This window comes from Microbacterium helvum (assembly GCF_014779795.1).
Taxonomy (GTDB): Bacteria; Actinomycetota; Actinomycetes; order Actinomycetales; family Microbacteriaceae; genus Microbacterium; species Microbacterium helvum.
In genome coordinates this window covers 1-17601 of record NZ_JACXZS010000009.1, presented here as the reverse complement: position 1 = coordinate 17601, position 17601 = coordinate 1, and the positions used below count along the sequence as shown (strand labels likewise).

Below are 17601 nucleotides of genomic sequence, written 5' to 3'. Positions count from 1 at the left end.
CCTGTCCGCCCCGCGGAGCGACGAAGGCGCGGAGACGAAACGCCCCGGGCCGGCGGCTGACCGAAGCGGTGATGCCTGATGGGCTTCAACAATCCCGGGGTGCCGTGGTCCGAGATGGAGCGGGTGCTCTCTGGCCGTCGTCGGCCCGATGCCCCGCCGGTCGGCGCGGACGGCGGCGACAGCCCGGCCTGGTCGCACAAGCGGGGCCCGTACGTCGCCCCCGAGATCGAGCGACCGGCCGATGCGATCCCGTACGCCGAGCTGCACGCGCATTCGTCGTACTCGTTCCTCGACGGGGCGTCGTCGCCCGAAGAGCTGGCCGAAGAGGCCGAGCGTCTGGGACTGCACGCCCTCGCGGTCACCGATCACGACGGCTTCTACGGCATCGTGCGGTTCGCCGAGGCCGCTGAGGCGCTGCAGCTGAAGACGGTGTTCGGCGCCGAGCTCTCGCTCGAGCTGCCCAAACCGCAGAACGGCGAGGCCGATCCGGTCGGCGCGCACCTGCTGGTGCTCGCCCGTGGCGAAGAGGGGTACCACCGGCTGGCCGGGGCCATCACGCACGCGCAGCTGCAGGGCGCCGAGAAGGGGCGTCCGGTCTACGACCTCGACGAGCTGGCCGCGCGGGCCGAGGGGCAGTGGGCCGTGCTCACCGGGTGCCGCAAGGGGGCGGTGCGTCGTGCGCTCGCGTCGGCGCCCGGAACGGCGGGGGCGGATGCTGCCGCCGTCGAGCTCGACCGGCTCGTGACCCTGTTCGGCCGCGACAACGTGCACGTCGAGCTCATCGACCACGGCAACCCGCTCGACACCCGCGACAACGACGTGCTGGCCGGGCTCGCCCGGGAGCGGGGACTGCCGCTCCTCGCCACGAACAACGTGCACTACGCGGTCCCGAAGCGGCAGCTGCTCGCGGCGGCGGTCGCGGCGGTGCGCGCGAACCGGGGCCTCGACGAGCTGGACGGCTGGCTGCCCGCCCACGCCGGCGCCCACCTGCGGTCGGGAGCCGAGATGGCGGAGCGGTTCGTGCGGTTCCCCGATGCGGTCGCCCGCACCGTGACGCTCGCCGACGAGCTCGAGTTCCCGCTGCGCAAGGCGACGCCGGCGCTGCCGAAGCAGAAGGTGCCGGAGGGGCACACGCCGATGTCGTGGCTGCGGCACCTCGTGTGGGAGGCGGTGCCGCGCAAGTATCCGGACCTGACCGAGGACGACAGGGCGCGCATCGAGAAAGAGCTCGGCGTCATCGAGATGAAGGACTTCCCGGGCTATTTCCTGATCGTCCACGCCATCGTGCAAGAGGCGCGTCGCCGCGGCATCCTGTGCCAGGGGCGCGGGTCCGCCGCCAGCAGCGCCGTCTGCTATCTGCTCGACATCACCGCGGTCGACGCGATCAGGTACAACCTGCCGTTCGAGCGGTTCCTGTCGAGCCTGCGCGAGGAGGAGCCCGACATCGACGTGGACTTCGACTCCGATCGCCGCGAAGAGATCATCCAGTGGGTCTACGAGCAGTACGGGAGGGAGCGCGCAGCGCAGGTCGCGAACGTCATCCAGTACCGGCCGAAGAACGCCGTCCGCGACATGGCGAAGGCGCTCGGTCATTCGCCGGGTCAGCAGGACGCCTGGTCGAAGCAGATCGAGGGCTGGGGTGCGCTGCTCGAGACCGGCGCCGGCCACGACATCCCGGATCAGGTGCTGGAGTTCGCGAGCGAGCTGCTGAAGGCGCCTCGGCATCTCGGCATCCATTCCGGCGGCATGGTGCTCACCGACCGGCCGGTGGGCGAGGTCGTGCCGATCGAGCATGCCCGCATGGAGAACCGCACCGTGATCCAGTGGGACAAGGATGACGCCGCCTGGATGGGGCTGGTCAAGTTCGACCTGCTGGGACTCGGGATGCTGGCGGCCCTGCAGTACTGCTTCGACATGATCCGCGCCTCGACGGGCGAGGACTGGGAGCTCTCGACGATCCCGAAGGAAGAGAAGGCGGTCTACGACATGCTGTGCCGCGCGGACGCGGTGGGCGTGTTCCAGGTCGAGTCGCGCGCGCAGATGGGGCTGCTGCCGCGGCTGCAGCCCCGAGAGTTCTACGACCTCGCGATCGAGATCGCCCTCATCCGTCCCGGGCCGATCCAGGGCGGCGCCGTGCATCCGTTCGTCCGCCGCAAGCTCGGTCAGGAGGCCGTCACCTATCCGCACGAGAAGCTCAAGCCGGTGCTGGAGCGCACGCTCGGCATCCCGGTCTTCCAAGAGCAGCTCATGCAGATGGGCATGGTCATCGGCGGGCTGGACGGCGAGGACGCCGACCTGCTGCGCCGGGCGATGGGCTCCAAGCGCGGGATCGAGCGCATCGATTCGCTGAAGAAGAAGCTCTATGAAGGCATGGAAGAGAACGGTCTGGTGGGGGATGCCGCCGACGCCATCTACGCCAAGATCCAGGCGTTCGCGAACTTCGGGTTCGCCGAGTCGCATTCGCTGTCGTTCGCGCTGCTCGTGTACGCGAGCTCGTGGATCAAGCTGCACTACCCGGGCGCGTTCCTCGCCGGGCTGCTGCGCGCACAGCCGATGGGGTTCTATTCGCCTGCCACCCTGGTCGCGGACGCGCGCCGCCACGGTGTGGAGGTGCGCCGCCCCGATCTGCACGCGTCCGGTGTCGAGGCGCTGCTGGAGTCCACCCGGTCGTTGAGCGAGCAGCCCCCTCGGTCGTTGAGCGAGCGAGGAACGAGCGAGACGAAACGCCCCGAGCGCACGGACGACCTCGGGTCGAGGTCTGCGGATGCCCACGACGTTTCGTCTGCGGGCGCTGGGGCGCCCTCCGCTCAACGACCGGGAGCCGGAATGGACACGTGTCTGCGCCGCGACCAGCCGCCGGTCGGAGACTTCGACCTCACCGCCCCCGATGAGTCGGCGGCACACCGTCGCGACGGCGCGTTCGCGGTGCGGCTGGGGCTCACGGGGGTGAAGGGCATCGGCGCGACGGTCGCGCAGCGCATCGTCGCCGCACGCGAGGCCGGGGGAGAGTTCCGCGATCTTCGCGACCTGGTGCGCCGCACCAGCGTCACCGCGGCGCAGGTCGAGGCTCTTGCGACGGCGGGGGCGTTCGAATGCCTCGGCGTCAGCCGTCGCGAGGCGATCTGGCTGGCGGGAGCGGCGGCGCAGGATCGTCCCGAGTTCCTGCCCGACTCGCTCATCGCGGTGCAGCCGCCGCTGTTCCCCGATCCCACGAGCTACGAACGGCTCGCCGCCGATCTGTGGGCAACGGGCGTCTCGACAGACGACCATCCGCTGACCCACTACCGTTCCGGGCTCGATGCCCGCGGCGTCCTGACCTCCCGTGAGCTGCGCACCTACGAGATCGGCCGCCGGGTGGAGGTGGCGGGACTCGTGACGCACCGCCAGCGCCCGGCGACGGCATCCGGAATCACCTTCATCAACCTCGAGGACGAACACGGCCTCGTCAACATCGTGTGCTCGATCGGGGTCTGGAACCGCTACCGCCGTGTCGTCCGGGATTCTCCGGCGCTGATCGTCCGCGGTCTGCTCGAGCGATCGGCAGAGGGGGTGACGAACCTCGTCGCCGACGCGTTCGAGGACCTGCGTGTGAGCGTGCAGCATCGGGCGCGGGACTTCCGGTGAGCCGCCGACGCGTGCTCGGTACCGCGACGGGTGCCTCCGTGTCAGGGCAGCTGACCGCCATCGCCGCGGCGGATGCGATCGCGCACGTCGCTCAGCGCCTCGTCCAGGTCGGGGTGCGCGAACGTGAACCCCGCGGCGAGCAGCGCCTCGGGCAGCACCCAGCGGCTCTTGACGAGCAGCTCCGCCTCCGAGCGCATCGCCCACATCCCGGCCTCGAGCATCCAGCGCGGGACTGGAAGCCCGAACGGGGCACCGACCGTGCGGCGAAGGCTGCGCATCAGCGTGCGATTGTCGGAGGGATGCGGCGACGCGAGGTTGATCGGACCCTCGAGCTGTTCCTGGTCGCGGATGAACCGCATGGCGCGCACGACGTCGTCGAGGTGGACCCAGCTGAATCGCTGGCGCCCGTGCGTGCGATGCCAGGGCGCGCGGTCGGGACCCGTCGGATGCTCGCCGATGCCGCGATAGCGGCGGTGGGGCGGGCACCACCCGTCGAACTGGGTACCGCCGAGCCCCGTGCGTGCGAGCGCGAGCAGCATCCGCGTCGCCGGGCCGTCGCCGATGACGATCGCCATGCGCAGTGCGGCCCGTCGCGTGCCAGGAAGGTCGCCCGCGAAGAATGCGCGCTCCCACGACGTCGCCACGTCCACCGAGAACCCCGATCCGATCTCACCGGTGGACTCGGTGTTCGGTCGTTCCATCTCGTGCCGGTAGATCGTCGCTGTCGAGGCGTTGAGCCAGACCCGCGGCGGCCGCTCGGCCGTGCCGATCGCCGTCCGGAGCGCCTCGGTGGTGCGCACACGCGAGTCGAGCATCTCGTGCCGGTTTAGGTCGGTGTAGCGGCAGTTCACGGACTTCCCCGCGAGATTGAGGACGATGTCGGCACCGTCCACCGCGCACCGGATGCCGTCGGCGTCGCTCCACGTGGTGTCCGCGCTGCGGCCGATGTGCTGCAGGCGGTATCCGTCGGCGGCGAACGCCTCGGCGACGGCGCGTCCCACGAAGCCGCTCGCGCCCGCGATCACCGCGGTACGTCGCCCGCCCTCCGTGCCCATGCCATGACTTTACCGCTTTCTGAACATGTTCAAAAACCTGCGCGCCGGTCGGCAAAGCCGGTGGCGTCCCTCGACGTCGTCGCCGGCGTGCGCCTCCTTGCCGCGCCCGGCAGATCACGGCACAGTGTGGGCATGCTTTCTCGCCGATCGCAGATCGCACGCCTGCGTGCCGTCGCGCTCGCCGCTCTTGCGTCGTACGCGCTGCCCGACGGGCGACTGACGTTCGTCACCCACGGCGAGAACACCACGTTCCGGCATGAGAGCGCCGCCGGCCGCTTCCTGGTGCGCGTGCATCGCCTGCAGCGCCACGGGCAGGGAGTGGATGCCGCCGCCGCGATCGACTCCGAGATCTCATGGTTGCGCGCGATCCGGGCCGACACCGACCTGGACGTGCCTGAGCCGCTTCATACCCGCGACGGCGACGACACCGTGGTCGCCGCCGCCGCGGGGGAGTCGCGGGTGTGCTCGGTGCTGCGCTGGATGGACGGCCGCATCTATGAGGAGTCAGCGCGGCCGGTCCACCTGCGACGGCTCGGCGAGGCGATGGCGGTGCTTCACCACCAGGCCGACGTGTGGACCCCGCCGCCCGGCTTCGTCCGCATCGCGTGGGACCACGACACCTTCTTCGGGGACGTCATGGTCTACGGCGACATCACCGCCGGCGAATGCTGGCGTCTGCTGCCCGCAGCGGTGCGCGCGCGGTTCGAATCGGTCGCCGTGCGCCTGGCCGACATCATGGCGGCCGACCGCGACGTCGGCCTCATCCATGCCGACCTGCATCCCGGAAACGCCGTCTTCGACGGTGAGCGGGTGAAGCTGATCGACTTCGACGACTGCGGCACCGGACCGAGGCTGTATGAGCTCGCGGTCGCCGTATGGGAGTTCCGCCTCCGGCCCGACTACCCCGCCTACCTCGCTGCGCTGCAGGCGGGGTATCTCGGCCGCCGGACGGTCGATCTGACGGCGATCGATGACTACATCGCGCTGCGCCAGGTCGCATTCGCCCTGTGGTGCGTCGGAATGGCACGGGTCAATCCGGAGTTCGCGGCGCGGCTCGACGGGTCGCTGCGCTGGTCACTCGCGATGCTGGACGCGTGCGAGCGCCGCTGACGCGTGGGCTCTCCCGCGACTTCGGTGATTGCGGTTGACGACGGCTGATACTTTCGCAGACGTCTGAGACGACACCGCGCCCTCTAAGGTGATCCCATGTCGCGTCGCACTGCTGCGGTCCTCGCTGTCGTCGCGCTCTTCGCCACGGCGCTCAGCGGGTGCAGCTGGAGCGGCGTTCCTGCGGAAGGGTGCGTTCCCGTGATCGTGGTCTCGCCGTCCACGGTCGCTCCGGGCGACATGATCACACTGTCGTCCGACACCCCGTGCGACGTGACGATGCCCGACGGCGGGTGGTCGATCGCCGTCGCGCCGGTCGGTGCGGGTGACGAGCCGCTCGCGCTGGCCACGACGGATGCTCCGTTCGACGGGTCGTTCGAGGTGACGGTCCGGCTGCCGACGGACTTTCCCGAGGGCGATGCCTTCGCGCGCGTCGACAACTGGGACTACTCGTTCTGCAGCGGTGCGGGCAGCGGGAGCTGTGCCTCGGCGAGCGGAGACTTCACGGTCGGCCGCTGACCGGTCGCCAGCTGACCGGTCGCCCGCCGACCGGCGGCGGGCAGCGGGCTCAGACCGGTGCCACGACCACGACGTAGGTGCAGTCCTCGTCTTCGCTGTTCTCGTAGGCGCACTCGACGACCTCGCCGAGGACGAGGCGGTCACCGGCCGTCAGCCGATGCACCGTGACGCCCTCATGGAAGGTCAGCGTGCCGTCCGTCACCCACACGAGGTGGCGGCTGAACGCATAGGTCTCGGCGGGATACGCCACCCGTGCCCCTGGCGGCAGCGTCACCTCGGTGACATCCACGGGGAACGCCGGGGTCGCCGCGACCTGGCGGCGGCGGTAACCGGTGTCCGGATCCGTCCAGAAGGCGCGCTCTGCCGCGCGAAGCACGCCGCGCTCGGCTGCCGCCGGCCTGCTGAGCAGGTTCGAGACCGTCAGTCCGAGGGCTGTGGCCAGTCTGCCGAGGAGCGTCGCGGTGGGGCTGCTCGCTCCGCGTTCGATCCTGTCGATCATCGCTCGCGAGACTCCGGATGCGGCCGCCAGCTCGCCGCCCGACCAGCCGCGTCGCTCTCGTGCGCTGCGCAAGGCCCCGCCGACATCCAGCTCGTCTGGAGTAGCTGATATCTGCGACATCTGTCTACTATATTGTGTGCCCACGATCCGACGCGCGGAAGACCGCGACCTCGACGCGATCCTCGCCATCCACAATCACGCGATCGCTCACTCGCGTGCGATCTGGACTGACGAACCGGTCGATCGCCGCGAGCGCGAGCAGTGGCTGGCAGATCGCCATGCGGCGGGGCATCCCGTCATCGTCGCCGATGTCGACGGGATCGTCGCCGGCTACGCCACGTACGCACCCTGGCGCGTCAAGTCCGGATACCGCTACACCGTCGAGGACTCGATCTACCTCGACGATGCGTTCCACGGGCGCGGGATCGGCACCCTGCTGCTGAGCGAGCTCATCCGCCTCGCCCGGGCCGCGGGCATGCGTGTCATGCTCGCCGATATCGAGTCCGGCAACAGCGCGTCGATCCGCCTGCACGAGCGCCTGGGCTTCACGCGCGCCGGATTCCTGCGGCAGATCGGGACGAAGTTCGGCGAGCGACTCGACCTGGTGATCCTGGAGCTCTCGCTCGAGGACCGATCGACGCGACCGTCGTAGATTGGGCGCATGACGTCCGGATCGGTGACTTTCGATGCCGCGCGCGTGGCCCTCGACCTGGTCGGCGCGAACTCGTACCTCACCCTGGCGACGGCGGGCGTGGGCGGTCACCCGTGGGCGTCTCCGGTGTGGTTCGCGTCGCGCGGGCTGGAGCTGTTCGTGTGGGCCTCGAAGCCGGGGGCGCTGCACTCGCGCAACATCGTCGAGAACCCCCGGGTGTCGTTCGTGGTCTTCGACTCGAGCCGGGCCCCAGGCGAAGGAAGCGCGTTCTACGTGTCTGCGCTCGCCGCGCGCGCCGAAGGGGCGGAATTCGATGAGGCGCTCGCGGTCTACAATGAGCGGTCGATCGCGCGGGGACTGGCCGCATGGAAGGCGGGGGAGCTCACTGAGCCCGCGAGGCACCGGTTGTACCGGGCCGTCCCGCTGGAGTCCTTCGTGCTCGACGATCACGACGAGCGGCTGCGCGTGATGTGATCGCCCGTGGGACGTCTGTCATGAGGCTCTTCGGTGGCGTACCCTGGCGCACACCAGCAGGAGGAATCGTGAAGCGGCGGCACACTTCCCACGTGATCAGCGACGACGAGCAGATCGCACGATATGCCTATGCGCTGGGGAACGTGCCGGCGAGTGTCGCCGACAAGGCGTATGCCGTCGCGTTCACTCTCCTGGATCCGGCGCTGCGGCAGGAGCTCGTCGATGAGCTGTGCGCGCAGCTGCCCGTTGCACCGGCCGTGCCGGTGTCGGACGATCCCTGGGCGTTCGCCGCGCTGATGCGCGATCTGCATGCGCGGGCCGCGATCGTGGGGCTGAGCGGCGCGGGCGCCTTCGCGGCCGCGTTCGTCTCGAGTCCGCCGATCGTGGCGTACTTCACGACCGGTGCAGGGTCGGTGGCCATCGACGACCGCCCGCTGTGGCTGCAGGAGCTGGTCGGTCATGAGACCGCGCCCATCGACGGCGGCAGGATGCATCATCGCCCCGGCGTCAACACGGGCGACTGGTACGTGAGCTGACGCTCATCCCATCCCTGCTGAGGCTCGTTCGGCGAGGTCGACGAGCCGGAGGACGGCGCGCTCGACCGTGGTCCGAAGCACGTCGTCGGGACCACCCGACAGCTGAAGCAGCTCGGCGCCGGAGTCTTCGGCGTCGGCCCACCCCACGAACACCGTCCCCGGCGGATGCCCGTCTTCGCTGTCCGGCCCTCCGACGCCGGTCGTCGCGACCGCGATGTCGGCCCCGAGCAGCTCCCGCACCCCTCGGGCGAGCTGAGCGGCGCATTCCGCCGAGCACGGATCGATCCCCGCGGGCACACCCAGCACATGCTCCTTCACCGCGGTCTGGTAGGCGACGACCCCGCCTGCGAACCAGTCCGCAGCGTCCGCGCCCTTGCCGATCTCGCTCGCCAGCAGGCCGCAGGTGAGCGACTCAGCGACGCCGACTGTGAGGGCACGGTGGCGCATCAGGTCGGCGAGCCGGTCGGTCGGAGTGCTCACACGACCACCATCCCACCTGATGTGCGGTGGACGGGGTCCGCTGGGGCTGCAGCATCCACCATCACTCGGAGTGTCTGCGTGAACGGCGCCATCTGGATGCTGTCGTAGATGAGCGCCTCCTGCACGAACGCGGCGCGCTGCAGCGTGAGCACCTCGCCCGCGTCGTCTTCACGGATGTCGCGGATGGTCACGTCGTGGGTCTCTCGGCTCTTCATCGCGTCCAGTCCACCGCCCCGCGAGAGGTCCTGCCAACCCCGTTGACGCGCAGACCGGGCGTGGGCAAGCGCGGTTGTGCGGATTCCGCCGCGAGTTCCGGGCGGCGCGCGGGTCGCGCCCGGCAGCACGCACGTGTTCGCCATACTGACGGGCATGGATGCCGTCAACGATTGGTTGCTGACCTGGGGAGACAACCTGTGGACCTGGGTCGTCCTCCCCGTGGTGGTGCTGCTCGGGCTGTACTTCACGATCCGCTCCGGAGTCGTGCAGTTCCGGCTGATCCCCGAGATGTTCCGCACTTTGACCGACAAGACGCCGCGGACGGAGTCTGGCGAACCGCAGTCGGTCTCGGCATTCCAGGCGTTCACGATCTCGGCCGCGTCGCGCGTCGGGGTCGGCAACATCGCCGGCGTGGGCACCGCGATCGCCGTCGGGGGACCGGGCGCCGTGTTCTGGATGTGGGTGATGGCGTTCATCGGTGGCGCTTCGAGCTTCATCGAGTCCTCGCTCGCACAGCTGTTCAAGGTCCGCGACGCCGACAGCTTCCGCGGCGGTCCGGCGTACTACATGCAGCGAGGTCTGAAGGCTCGCTGGCTGGGCGTCGTGTTCGCGGTCATCCTCATCGTCTGTTTCCCGTTCGCGTTCAGCTCGCTGCAGGCCAACACGATCGCGGCCACGGTCACGTCCAGCATCGGTGCGGACGTGCCGTGGCTGTCGTGGGGAGTCGGGCTCGGCATCGCCGTGCTGACGGGGCTCGTGGTCTTCGGCGGCGTCCGGCGCATCGCGTCGGTGACGCAGTTCCTCGTGCCGATCATGGCGATCGCCTACCTGCTGCTCGGCATCGTCGTCGTCGCGCTGCACGTGGACCGGATCGGGCCGGTCTTCGCCGAGATCTTCACCTCGGCGTGGGGGTTCAACGAAGTGGTGGGCGCCGCGTTCGGGTACATCGTGCTGACGGGTGTCAAACGCGGCATGTTCTCGAATGAAGCCGGGCTCGGGTCGGCCCCGAACGCCGGTGCGAGCGCCGCGGTGACGCATCCCGTCAAACAGGGACTCGTGCAGACTCTCGGCGTCTACTTCGACACGTTCCTGGTCTGCTCGATCACCGCGTTCATCATCCTGGTCTCGGTGCCCGACCTCGCCGGCGCCACGCGTGGGATCGGTCTGACCCAGGGGGCACTGGTCAGCACACTCGGCGAGTGGTCGAATGTGGCGCTGAGCGTCATCATCTTCCTGCTGGCGTTCTCGTCGATCCTCGGCAACTACTACTACGGCGAATCGAACATCGAGTTCATCTCGACCAACCGCGGACTCCTCACCGGCTACCGCCTGCTCGTCGTGGCCGCGGTGCTGGTCGGATCGGTCGCCGGTGCGGACCTGGTGTGGAACTTCGCCGACGGCGTCATGGGGCTCATGGCACTGACGAATCTGATCGCGATCGGTCTGCTCTCGGGCATCGCCTTCCGGCTGCTGAAGGACTACACCGGCCAGAGGCGTGAGGGCCGCGACCCGGTGTTCACGCGGGATCGGCTTCCCGGCGTCACGGGCGTCGAGTGCTGGGAGGACGAGCTCAGCGTCACCGGACCTCTCGACCTGCCCACGAAGGAACGTCAGGCCGAAAAGCACCGGGACCACCTGCATCCTCACGACTGAATCGGCGCGCATGCCGTGGAGTGCCCGGGCGACCAGCGGAGCCACACGGCCGACGCTGGGCGATAGGTCGCCCCCGCCGCGTCGCCGGTGCGCCGCCCTGTGCGAGAGCTCGCCGCGTTCGCCAAGGTGCATCTTGAGCCGGGGGAGTCCAAGGTTGTGGAACTCCCTCTCGATCGCCGCGCGTTCGCGTACTGGGATGCCGTCAAGCACAGGTGGCGCGTGCAGCCCGGCACATATCGCGTCGAGCTCGGCCGGTCCTCCGCCGAGGTCGTGGCATCCGTCGAACTGCCACTCGAAGGCGACACCGACAAGCCGGAACCGCTCACCCTCGAATCCGCGGTCGGCGACTGGTTCGCGCACCCCGTCGTCGGACCCGCGCTCATGCAGGCGATCACGGCCGAAGCCAGCGAGCAGCAATTGGGGGCGGCATCCGAGAACGAGAACATGCTCAAGATGGTCGAGTCGATGCCCATGGGCCAGTTCGTGCGATTCCCCGGCGTCGAGAACCCGGATGCCGCACTCGAGCAGCTGATGGCGCTGAGCGTCTGACGGGCCGCACGTTCACAATGCCCCTGGAGGGACTCGAAGACGTTTTTAGCATTCTGCATGACGACGTGGAACGACAACTTCCGCGGAATTACACGGGTGTTCGGGATCCGAACGACATCAAACAACGTCCGAAAACATCCAACTGCGAACAGGACGCGGCCAAAATGCGGGCACAAATCCCTGTCATAGCGCGGCATCCTGGCCCATGCCAGAAGCAGATGCGGCCACGACTGTATTGAGCGTGGCGTAGCGAGACCGAGTTTGAGCGTTCTGCATAGATTGACGTACTTTGCTTGGCAATGTGCATCAACGCTTGTTGATGTTCGTCAGTGTTATCAGCGCCCGAGCGAGGGACCTGGCGGAGAGTCCGGGAACTGGTGCGGGCGGGTCCGCTGCTCTTCGTCGGCGCGCATCCGGTTGTACGTCTCGCGGGTGATGAGGTCCTCCGCGAGCCCGGCTTCGCGAGCCCGCGCCATCAGCCGAGTGGCCGTGCTGACGCTCACGCCGAGCTGGTCCGCGACGAGCTTGAGCGGCGCGATGTTCACCGCGGTCGCGATCCGGTACAGTCTCACCGCCTCAAGGACGGTCTTGGCGGACTCGCGATCAGATGCATGAGCTTGCACGTCGGCGAGGTACTCGCTCAACGTCGCCGACGGCCCCTCGTCGCGCTGCACCGTGACCACTCGAACCGCGGACCGCTGGACGATCTGGAGGACACTGACATCCCGCAGCGAGGCGGCGGTGACTTCCTCGCCCTCTCCCGACCGATCCACTCGGATGGATGCGGCGACCGACCGTCGCAACTTCTGGTCATAGACCACGCCCACACGGATCGTGCCCAGATTGTCGGGCTCGCCGGTCGAGACGGCGTCCCATCTTGACGGCATATGCACGCCGTCTCCGACGTGGATCCGTTCGTGGTCGATGGCTTCGAGGAAGAGCTCGCTCACATCAGCGAGTGTCCCACGATCCGGACTCGGTGAGCAATTCATGTCGCGCTTTGCTCACAGAGGGAGTACGGTGTGCGCAAGCGATGTCACGTATTGCTCACGGGAAGGAGAAGGCAATGAACAAGTCCGCGAACTCACTCGCACTAACGATGAAGGATGCCGCTAAGCTCGTTGGCGTCGATTACCGCACGATCAAGCTCGGCATCGAGAGCGGAACGGTCCCCACGGTCCAGCTCGGCCCGCGCCGAATGATCCCGCGCGTCCCGCTGCTGCGGGCCTTCGGCGTCGAGGTTTGACAGAGGCGCGGGTCATGATGCCCGACGTCCGTGCCGAATGAAACGGGATCGGTTGCGCTGGGCGATGCTACGACTGGAGTGCGTGGGACGTCGCTTAGTCGCGGCGCTCAGAGCGTGGCCACCATTGCCGGGGGCGCCAGTTCAGTCGTTGGCTTGGCCACGCAAGCGTCGTTACCGCGGACCCGATCACTACCACCCATACCCGACGAACTACGCGCAACACATCGAGCGGTTCGAGGCCTTTGCGGAGACCGGAGGGAGCTAGCATCGTGAGCATGGCACCGGTGACCGAACTCGAGATCCGGTCCGCAGTCCACGATGCTGTGGTGCGCGACGGACTTCTGCATGATCTAGTCATCGATGAGTTCGTGGTTGGCGAGCGCGGACGCATTGATATCGCTGTGATCGGCGATCATCTATTCGGCTATGAGTTGAAGAGCGATCTGGACACGCTCACCCGACTACCTCGGCAGATGGACGTGTTCGGCGACGTGTTTGACTACTGCACTCTCGTAGTCACGTCGCGGCACCTGTCAAGAGCGCGTCAAGTGCTGAAGCGTGGGTGGGGGCTAGCGGTGGTTGACCGCACGCCCGAGGACACGCTGATTTACCGACAGATTCGTCGCGCTCAACAGCGTCAGTCCCGTGACAACCTCGCACTCGCAAGGTTGCTCTGGCGCGACGAAGTCCTTCAGGCGCTCGACTCGCTCGGGGCGTCCGCCGGTTACCGAAGCCGGACGCGTGACGAACTCACGGAGCGCCTCGCGGCGATGACGGAGCGTGACCAGCTCCGAGCCATAGTGACTAACGCTCTTACGGCGCGCCAAGGGTGGCGAGTCGCGAAAGAACTACATGAAGGTGACGCGAAGTCGCCTCACGGAGGTGTGTCGTCGCGTTTCCTGGCCCGGAGATTTCTGTCGCAACGTCGCTGATCTGTTGGTCGCCCGGGCTGAATGACGGGCCGGAGTAGTACGGAGCAGCAACGATCGCTCGTGCTAGTGACCGGTACTGCGCGGCCGGGTTCGCACGTTCCGTACCGCGATGCACGTACCAGTCCGTATCTGAGGCGTAACGGATGTTCGGGATCGGTGTGAAGGCGGCACCGCCGTAAGTCGGAACTCCGACTGCATAGTCGCTGAACACGATGGGAAGGTCGACTGCTCGACGGACAGCGACGAAAGCGGCCGCATCGGTGCGCGGCAATGCGGCGACGGTTCCCTTTGGCACGACGTCGCCGACTGCTGCCGGGAATGCCGAGAAGGAGACCACGATGGACCGCCAGTTGGTGTGCGGTAGCTCCCGGATCGCTTGCCCGACGACCGCGGCCCGGATTGTTGCAGACCCGGTGAGGAGTCCGCCATCCAGCACGAGATCAACAACATCGGCTGTGAGATCGAGACCGTCTAGAGTCGCCGCGATATCCGCCGCACTGTCGACCGCCTCATCGACGAGCTCTTCCACATCGATGCGGAGGCTGACGCCTCGGCCATCAGTCGCTGCGATGTCAGCCAGTGCGGCCAGTGTGTTGGGCTCTTCTGTTGTTGTCAACACCGGGACCGCCAGGTAGGCGGCGCGCAGACTGTCGTAGAGGGCGGTTAGGGAAGCCGCAAAGGCGGCATCCTCCACGCCGTCCGCATTCAGGATCTGGAGCCAAACGACGTCGTCCGGATTGGACCATGCACGCGCAAGCAGATCCTTTGCCGTCGCCGGGTCGAGAAACTCGAAGAGGGGCACGAGCTTGTCGGCTGGAGCGCCTGACACGGCGTCTAGCTCGGCTCGCTTTCCTTTGAGAATCGGGACGTACGCGTCAGCAGGCAAGGGCAAGCTCGGGGAGACCATGGCGAATTATCGACACATGTGGCTCAGTTGCGAGGAGGGACACGCCGCGCGTGAAGCTTTGTGCCAGCTATGTGCGCGCAGACCTAGGGTTCGAACCATCAGGCACGGGAGGAGTGAAGGCAGGTAGAGAGTAAACCGCGTCCTCTCCCATCGTGAGAAGCTCCTGCCCGATCACTTGATGTAACACTTCGATGCGCCGTGTGAGGGTCCTCACTTGATGCTCGCATAAGGCGCTCAGCCGCTCCACCATCTCGCGGGACAAACGTGTCACGCTCGCGTGAACTTCTCCAATTCTGGACACTCCGGGCGCCTCATCGCGGGGGTTGAGATCCACAAAGACGGTACCGATCTCGAAAGCGTTCACTGAGTGAGCGACGAACTTGTTTCGCGTGTCGATGAAGTAGTCGTGGGCCTCCTGCATGTCCGTGCTCAGACCGTCGGTGTAGGCGCGGCCACGGTGTCGCAATCCGTTAGCGAATGCGCGTCCGTAGAGTGTCAACGCGGCCAGCCACAGGGCGTCGCTCTCGCCAAGCTCTGGACCTAGCAGCTCGAAGTCTTGTGACAGATAGGACTGTGCGAACACCTTGGCGGAGCTGAAGTCGTATCGAAGGCTTGCGAGGTCGATGAGTTCCGGCGTGGACGCGGTTTCCACCGTGACCCTTCGCATTCCGGGTCTGAGCGTGAGGTGCTCCGAATCGGGAGTGAGAGGGTACATGCTTTGCACCCATCTGACGATAGCGTTCGCAAGGCGTCCGGCGCCCGAACCGAGACTGTGTCCGGTCGCGGATCGTTGTGCAGCAGTGGAAGATCGGTGGCTCGGCGGCCAGGATGAGCGAGTCCGGATACAGCCGGCCGCCCCACGCGAACCGGCCCTCATCATCCAGGCGAGCTCGGCTAATCGACGTCCCGTTTTCGCATCGGCAGGCGTGAGATCGGCTGCGGAGTCCTACTCCCCGTGGACACCACAGCTAGTCCGTGGTTGCCTCGCGGATATCCCACCCACCCGCATCGGAGCGTCAGGTCGCCGACACGATGGCCTTCCCCAGCGCTTCTGCGGTCGTTTCGTCCAGTCGACCGATGGTGGAGACGATGTCGCGCGTCAGAAATCGCAAAGCGCGGTCTTGCGTAGACGAGCAGCATGTCTTGGTGCAATCGGGGCGGCGAGGATTCGACTAGCGCCGCGATGGATACGGTGAGACCATGCGGCTCGCGCGAATCAGGACTCACAACTTCAGAAACCTCCCGAGTCTGGACACAGCGTTGGGACGATCCGTCGTGATCGTGGGCGAGAACCGCGCGGGAAAGAGCAATCTGCTGCAGGCCATTCGGCTTGTGCTCGACTCGAGCTTGCCCTATGCGGATCGACGACTCTCCAGCAAGGACTTCTGGGATGGCCTCGATTGTCCCAGCGGTGACCCGATGGTGGATGGGTACGAGATACGCATCTCGCTTGACCTCGACGAACTCAGCGACGACAAGCGAATGATGGCCACGCTCGGGAACGGTCTCGTCGAGCTGAAGCCGCCCGTCGCACGCCTCACCTACAAATGGGCTCCTGATCCCAAGAAGGACGGCATTTACACCGATGGGGTCTACTTTGCCGACGGCGAAGATAACCGACGCGTTCCCAACGACCTCCGCGATGAAGTCTTTGTCGCCTTCACCTCTGCGCTTCGGGACGTCGAAAGCGACATACGGTCGTGGCGACGTTCACCGCTGCGTTCACTTCTAGAGCGTGTAATCGGAAAGATTCCCCCGGATGAAGTCGCACGTCTGCGCGCCCTCCTATCGGAGGCGAACGACCAAGTCGTTGGCCTGCCGGACGTGGAGGACCTTGCGACCACCGTCGAGAGGCGAGTCGAGGCCGCGGTAGGTCCTCGACATGCACTAGGTGCGTCACTTCGAACCGTTCCGCCGCAGGTTGACGAGGTGATCCGGGCATTGACGCTCTACGTCGATGGCTCCCAGGCTCGTTCCCTTGACACCGCCAGCCTTGGCTCGCTGAACATTCTCTACTTCGTGCTTCTGCAGCTGGGTTCCGAAGCTCGATTGGAGGGCAAAGAAGTGAGCCACACCTTGGTGGTGGCAGAGGAACCTGAAGCCCACCTTCATCCGCACCTCCAGCGGAGTGTTCTCGAGGCAATCGGCGCGCCCACAGACTCAAGGTCGATTCTTGTGACGACCCACTCACCCCAGCTCGTGAGCGCGGTGGACGGCCGCGCTCTCCTGCGCTTGTCGCGCAAGGACGGCGGCACCGTTGCCCACTCCGCCGCCGATGCAACGCTGACCGAGCGCGAATGGGGCGACGTCAACCGGTATTTAGGGGCAACCCAGGCGGAGATGGTCTTTGCAACCAAGGTCTTGCTGGTTGAGGGCTACGCGGAAGAAGTGCTCGTCCCGGCGTTCGCATCCGAACACGGCATGGACTTGAATAAGGAGGGGATCACGGTCTGCGCGATCCACGGGACTCACTTCCTTTCGTACGCGAAACTATGCGGTTCTCTGGGGATTCCGTTTGCGATTGTGACGGACGGTGATCCTGGGGACGACGGAGAACTTGAAGGTCGCACCCGCCTCAGCCGACTAGCTGAAGCCATGGGCCTCACAGGTGAACTCGACGGCCACGGACTCTTTCTTGGTGAGGACACGCTGGAGGTGGACCTGTATCGGACAGCCTCGAACGCTGAGCGAATCCACGTCGTTCTCACCGAGCTCGGCACAAGGAATACGCCGTCGCGCATTGAGACTTGGAACGGGTCTCCCTCGCGCAAACAGCTCGTGGACGAGATCGACCATGCAGGCGGCAAGGGTCGGTTCGCCCAACGTCTTGCCTCTGAGCCTCTAACCGCACCGGCCGCATTTCAGCGCGCCCTCGACTTCTTAAGGACTGCACTGTGAGCACGCTCGGGGACGCCTGCGCTGAGCTCAATGACTCGCAAATCGCGGCAATGGACGTTGAGGGCCATTGCGTTGTGATCGCACCGCCAGGAAGCGGCAAAACGAAACTCCTTGTCACGCGTTTGGCGGCTCTTCGGACATCCGGTGGGGGTGAGGCTCGCCGGGTGATGGTCGGCGGGTAGGGGTCGAGGTCCCCGAGGATCAGTAGCGCCAACTGCTGTTCCATCACGAGGACCTCGACGTGTCTCACCATA

The 17601-nt window shown here is 66.8% G+C and carries 18 protein-coding genes and 1 pseudogene; 12 read left to right on the top strand and 7 right to left on the bottom strand.

The features are described 5' to 3' along the window. Positions 1 to 78 precede the first annotated feature (78 nt). The gene (locus tag IF188_RS13615; RefSeq protein WP_191172354.1) at positions 79 to 3624 is read left to right on the top strand and encodes an error-prone DNA polymerase; all 3546 of its coding nucleotides are present in this window, start codon (positions 79 to 81) and stop codon (positions 3622 to 3624) included. 41 nt (positions 3625 to 3665) lie between these two features. Here the strand turns inward: IF188_RS13615 and IF188_RS13610 are convergent, their stop codons facing one another. Further along, on the bottom strand, positions 3666 to 4679 hold the full coding sequence (locus tag IF188_RS13610; RefSeq protein ID WP_191172353.1) for an epimerase: 1014 nt from the start codon (positions 4677 to 4679) through the stop codon (positions 3666 to 3668). 132 nt (positions 4680 to 4811) lie between these two features. Here IF188_RS13610 and IF188_RS13605 point away from each other — a divergent pair, with 132 nt between their 5' ends. Together IF188_RS13605 and IF188_RS13600 are read left to right on the top strand one after the other, a co-directional pair. After that, entirely contained in the window at positions 4812 to 5789 is a 978-nt protein-coding gene (locus IF188_RS13605) for a phosphotransferase enzyme family protein (RefSeq protein WP_191172352.1), read from the top strand. 96 nt (positions 5790 to 5885) lie between these two features. Beyond that, on the top strand, positions 5886 to 6305 hold the full coding sequence (locus IF188_RS13600) for a hypothetical protein (RefSeq protein WP_191172351.1): 420 nt from the start codon (positions 5886 to 5888) through the stop codon (positions 6303 to 6305). 49 nt (positions 6306 to 6354) lie between these two features. Here the strand turns inward: IF188_RS13600 and IF188_RS13595 are convergent, their stop codons facing one another. After that, entirely contained in the window at positions 6355 to 6924 is a 570-nt protein-coding gene (locus IF188_RS13595) for a helix-turn-helix domain-containing protein (RefSeq protein WP_191172350.1), read from the bottom strand. 16 nt (positions 6925 to 6940) lie between these two features. Here IF188_RS13595 and IF188_RS13590 point away from each other — a divergent pair, with 16 nt between their 5' ends. The 3 genes from IF188_RS13590 to IF188_RS13580 all read left to right on the top strand — a co-directional run bounded on the left by IF188_RS13590 (position 6941) and on the right by IF188_RS13580 (position 8466). Further along, positions 6941 to 7456: a GNAT family N-acetyltransferase gene (locus tag IF188_RS13590; protein ID WP_191172349.1), complete on the top strand. Its 516-nt coding sequence runs from the start codon at positions 6941 to 6943 to the stop codon at positions 7454 to 7456. A 9-nt stretch (positions 7457 to 7465) separates the two neighbouring features. Then, a complete protein-coding gene (locus IF188_RS13585) occupies positions 7466 to 7930 on the top strand; it encodes a pyridoxamine 5'-phosphate oxidase family protein (RefSeq protein WP_191172348.1) in 465 nt (154 codons plus the stop codon). 92 nt (positions 7931 to 8022) lie between these two features. Beyond that, positions 8023 to 8466, top strand: coding sequence for a hypothetical protein (locus IF188_RS13580; RefSeq protein WP_191172347.1), 444 nt, complete (start codon positions 8023 to 8025; stop codon positions 8464 to 8466). 3 nt (positions 8467 to 8469) lie between these two features. On the opposite strand, the gene IF188_RS13575 is transcribed toward IF188_RS13580, so the two are convergent. Beyond that, on the bottom strand, positions 8470 to 8946 hold the full coding sequence (locus tag IF188_RS13575; RefSeq protein ID WP_318152879.1) for a CinA family protein: 477 nt from the start codon (positions 8944 to 8946) through the stop codon (positions 8470 to 8472). Next, on the bottom strand, positions 8943 to 9161 hold the full coding sequence (locus tag IF188_RS13570; protein ID WP_396652791.1) for a hypothetical protein: 219 nt from the start codon (positions 9159 to 9161) through the stop codon (positions 8943 to 8945). The genes IF188_RS13575 and IF188_RS13570 overlap by 4 nt, the downstream gene beginning before the upstream one ends. 154 nt (positions 9162 to 9315) lie before the next feature. Here IF188_RS13570 and IF188_RS13565 point away from each other — a divergent pair, with 154 nt between their 5' ends. Together IF188_RS13565 and IF188_RS13560 are read left to right on the top strand one after the other, a co-directional pair. Then, positions 9316 to 10815, top strand: a complete 1500-nt coding sequence (locus tag IF188_RS13565) for an alanine/glycine:cation symporter family protein (RefSeq protein WP_191172346.1) — start codon at positions 9316 to 9318, stop codon at positions 10813 to 10815. An 81-nt stretch (positions 10816 to 10896) separates the two neighbouring features. Next, a pseudogene (locus IF188_RS13560) lies at positions 10897 to 11364 on the top strand (fibronectin type III-like domain-contianing protein); the annotation flags it as partial. A gap of 335 nt (positions 11365 to 11699) precedes the next feature. Here the strand turns inward: IF188_RS13560 and IF188_RS13555 are convergent. After that, the gene (locus IF188_RS13555; RefSeq protein WP_191172344.1) at positions 11700 to 12314 is read right to left on the bottom strand and encodes a hypothetical protein; all 615 of its coding nucleotides are present in this window, start codon (positions 12312 to 12314) and stop codon (positions 11700 to 11702) included. Positions 12315 to 12430: 116 nt separating this feature from the next. Here IF188_RS13555 and IF188_RS13550 point away from each other — a divergent pair, with 116 nt between their 5' ends. Continuing rightward, entirely contained in the window at positions 12431 to 12610 is a 180-nt protein-coding gene (locus IF188_RS13550) for a MerR family transcriptional regulator (RefSeq protein ID WP_224751873.1), read from the top strand. Positions 12611 to 12885: 275 nt separating this feature from the next. Then, complete coding sequence (locus tag IF188_RS20685; protein WP_191172343.1) at positions 12886 to 13542, top strand: sce7726 family protein; 657 nt, start codon at positions 12886 to 12888, stop codon at positions 13540 to 13542. On the opposite strand, the gene IF188_RS13540 is transcribed toward IF188_RS20685, so the two are convergent. Beyond that, positions 13424 to 14449: a beta family protein gene (locus IF188_RS13540; RefSeq protein ID WP_191172342.1), complete on the bottom strand. Its 1026-nt coding sequence runs from the start codon at positions 14447 to 14449 to the stop codon at positions 13424 to 13426. The genes IF188_RS20685 and IF188_RS13540 overlap by 119 nt on opposite strands. 67 nt (positions 14450 to 14516) lie before the next feature. Beyond that, on the bottom strand, positions 14517 to 15101 hold the full coding sequence (locus tag IF188_RS13535; protein WP_191172341.1) for a hypothetical protein: 585 nt from the start codon (positions 15099 to 15101) through the stop codon (positions 14517 to 14519). 548 nt (positions 15102 to 15649) lie between these two features. On the opposite strand from IF188_RS13535, the gene IF188_RS13530 reads away from it, so the two are divergent. Next, a complete protein-coding gene (locus IF188_RS13530) occupies positions 15650 to 17347 on the top strand; it encodes an ATP-dependent nuclease (RefSeq protein WP_191172340.1) in 1698 nt (565 codons plus the stop codon). Further along, positions 17344 to 17529, top strand: a complete 186-nt coding sequence (locus tag IF188_RS20680; protein ID WP_396652790.1) for a UvrD-helicase domain-containing protein — start codon at positions 17344 to 17346, stop codon at positions 17527 to 17529. The genes IF188_RS13530 and IF188_RS20680 overlap by 4 nt, the downstream gene beginning before the upstream one ends. Positions 17530 to 17601 lie beyond the last annotated feature (72 nt).

What these genes read in the sequence shown, in the direction of transcription:
- IF188_RS13595 (WP_191172350.1), bottom strand. Translation starts at nt 6,924, where the DNA reads ATGTCGCAGATATCAGCTACTCCAGACGAGCTGGATGTCGGCGGGGCC.
- IF188_RS13615 (WP_191172354.1), top strand. Translation starts at nt 79, where the DNA reads ATGGGCTTCAACAATCCCGGGGTGCCGTGGTCCGAGATGGAGCGGGTG.
- IF188_RS13610 (WP_191172353.1), bottom strand. Translation starts at nt 4,679, where the DNA reads ATGGGCACGGAGGGCGGGCGACGTACCGCGGTGATCGCGGGCGCGAGC.
- IF188_RS13570 (WP_396652791.1), bottom strand. Translation starts at nt 9,161, where the DNA reads ATGAAGAGCCGAGAGACCCACGACGTGACCATCCGCGACATCCGTGAA.
- IF188_RS13565 (WP_191172346.1), top strand. Translation starts at nt 9,316, where the DNA reads ATGGATGCCGTCAACGATTGGTTGCTGACCTGGGGAGACAACCTGTGG.
- IF188_RS13530 (WP_191172340.1), top strand. Translation starts at nt 15,650, where the DNA reads ATGCGGCTCGCGCGAATCAGGACTCACAACTTCAGAAACCTCCCGAGT.
- IF188_RS13540 (WP_191172342.1), bottom strand. Translation starts at nt 14,449, where the DNA reads ATGGTCTCCCCGAGCTTGCCCTTGCCTGCTGACGCGTACGTCCCGATT.
- IF188_RS20685 (WP_191172343.1), top strand. Translation starts at nt 12,886, where the DNA reads ATGGCACCGGTGACCGAACTCGAGATCCGGTCCGCAGTCCACGATGCT.
- IF188_RS13550 (WP_224751873.1), top strand. Translation starts at nt 12,431, where the DNA reads ATGAACAAGTCCGCGAACTCACTCGCACTAACGATGAAGGATGCCGCT.
- IF188_RS13605 (WP_191172352.1), top strand. Translation starts at nt 4,812, where the DNA reads ATGCTTTCTCGCCGATCGCAGATCGCACGCCTGCGTGCCGTCGCGCTC.
- IF188_RS13585 (WP_191172348.1), top strand. Translation starts at nt 7,466, where the DNA reads ATGACGTCCGGATCGGTGACTTTCGATGCCGCGCGCGTGGCCCTCGAC.
- IF188_RS13600 (WP_191172351.1), top strand. Translation starts at nt 5,886, where the DNA reads ATGTCGCGTCGCACTGCTGCGGTCCTCGCTGTCGTCGCGCTCTTCGCC.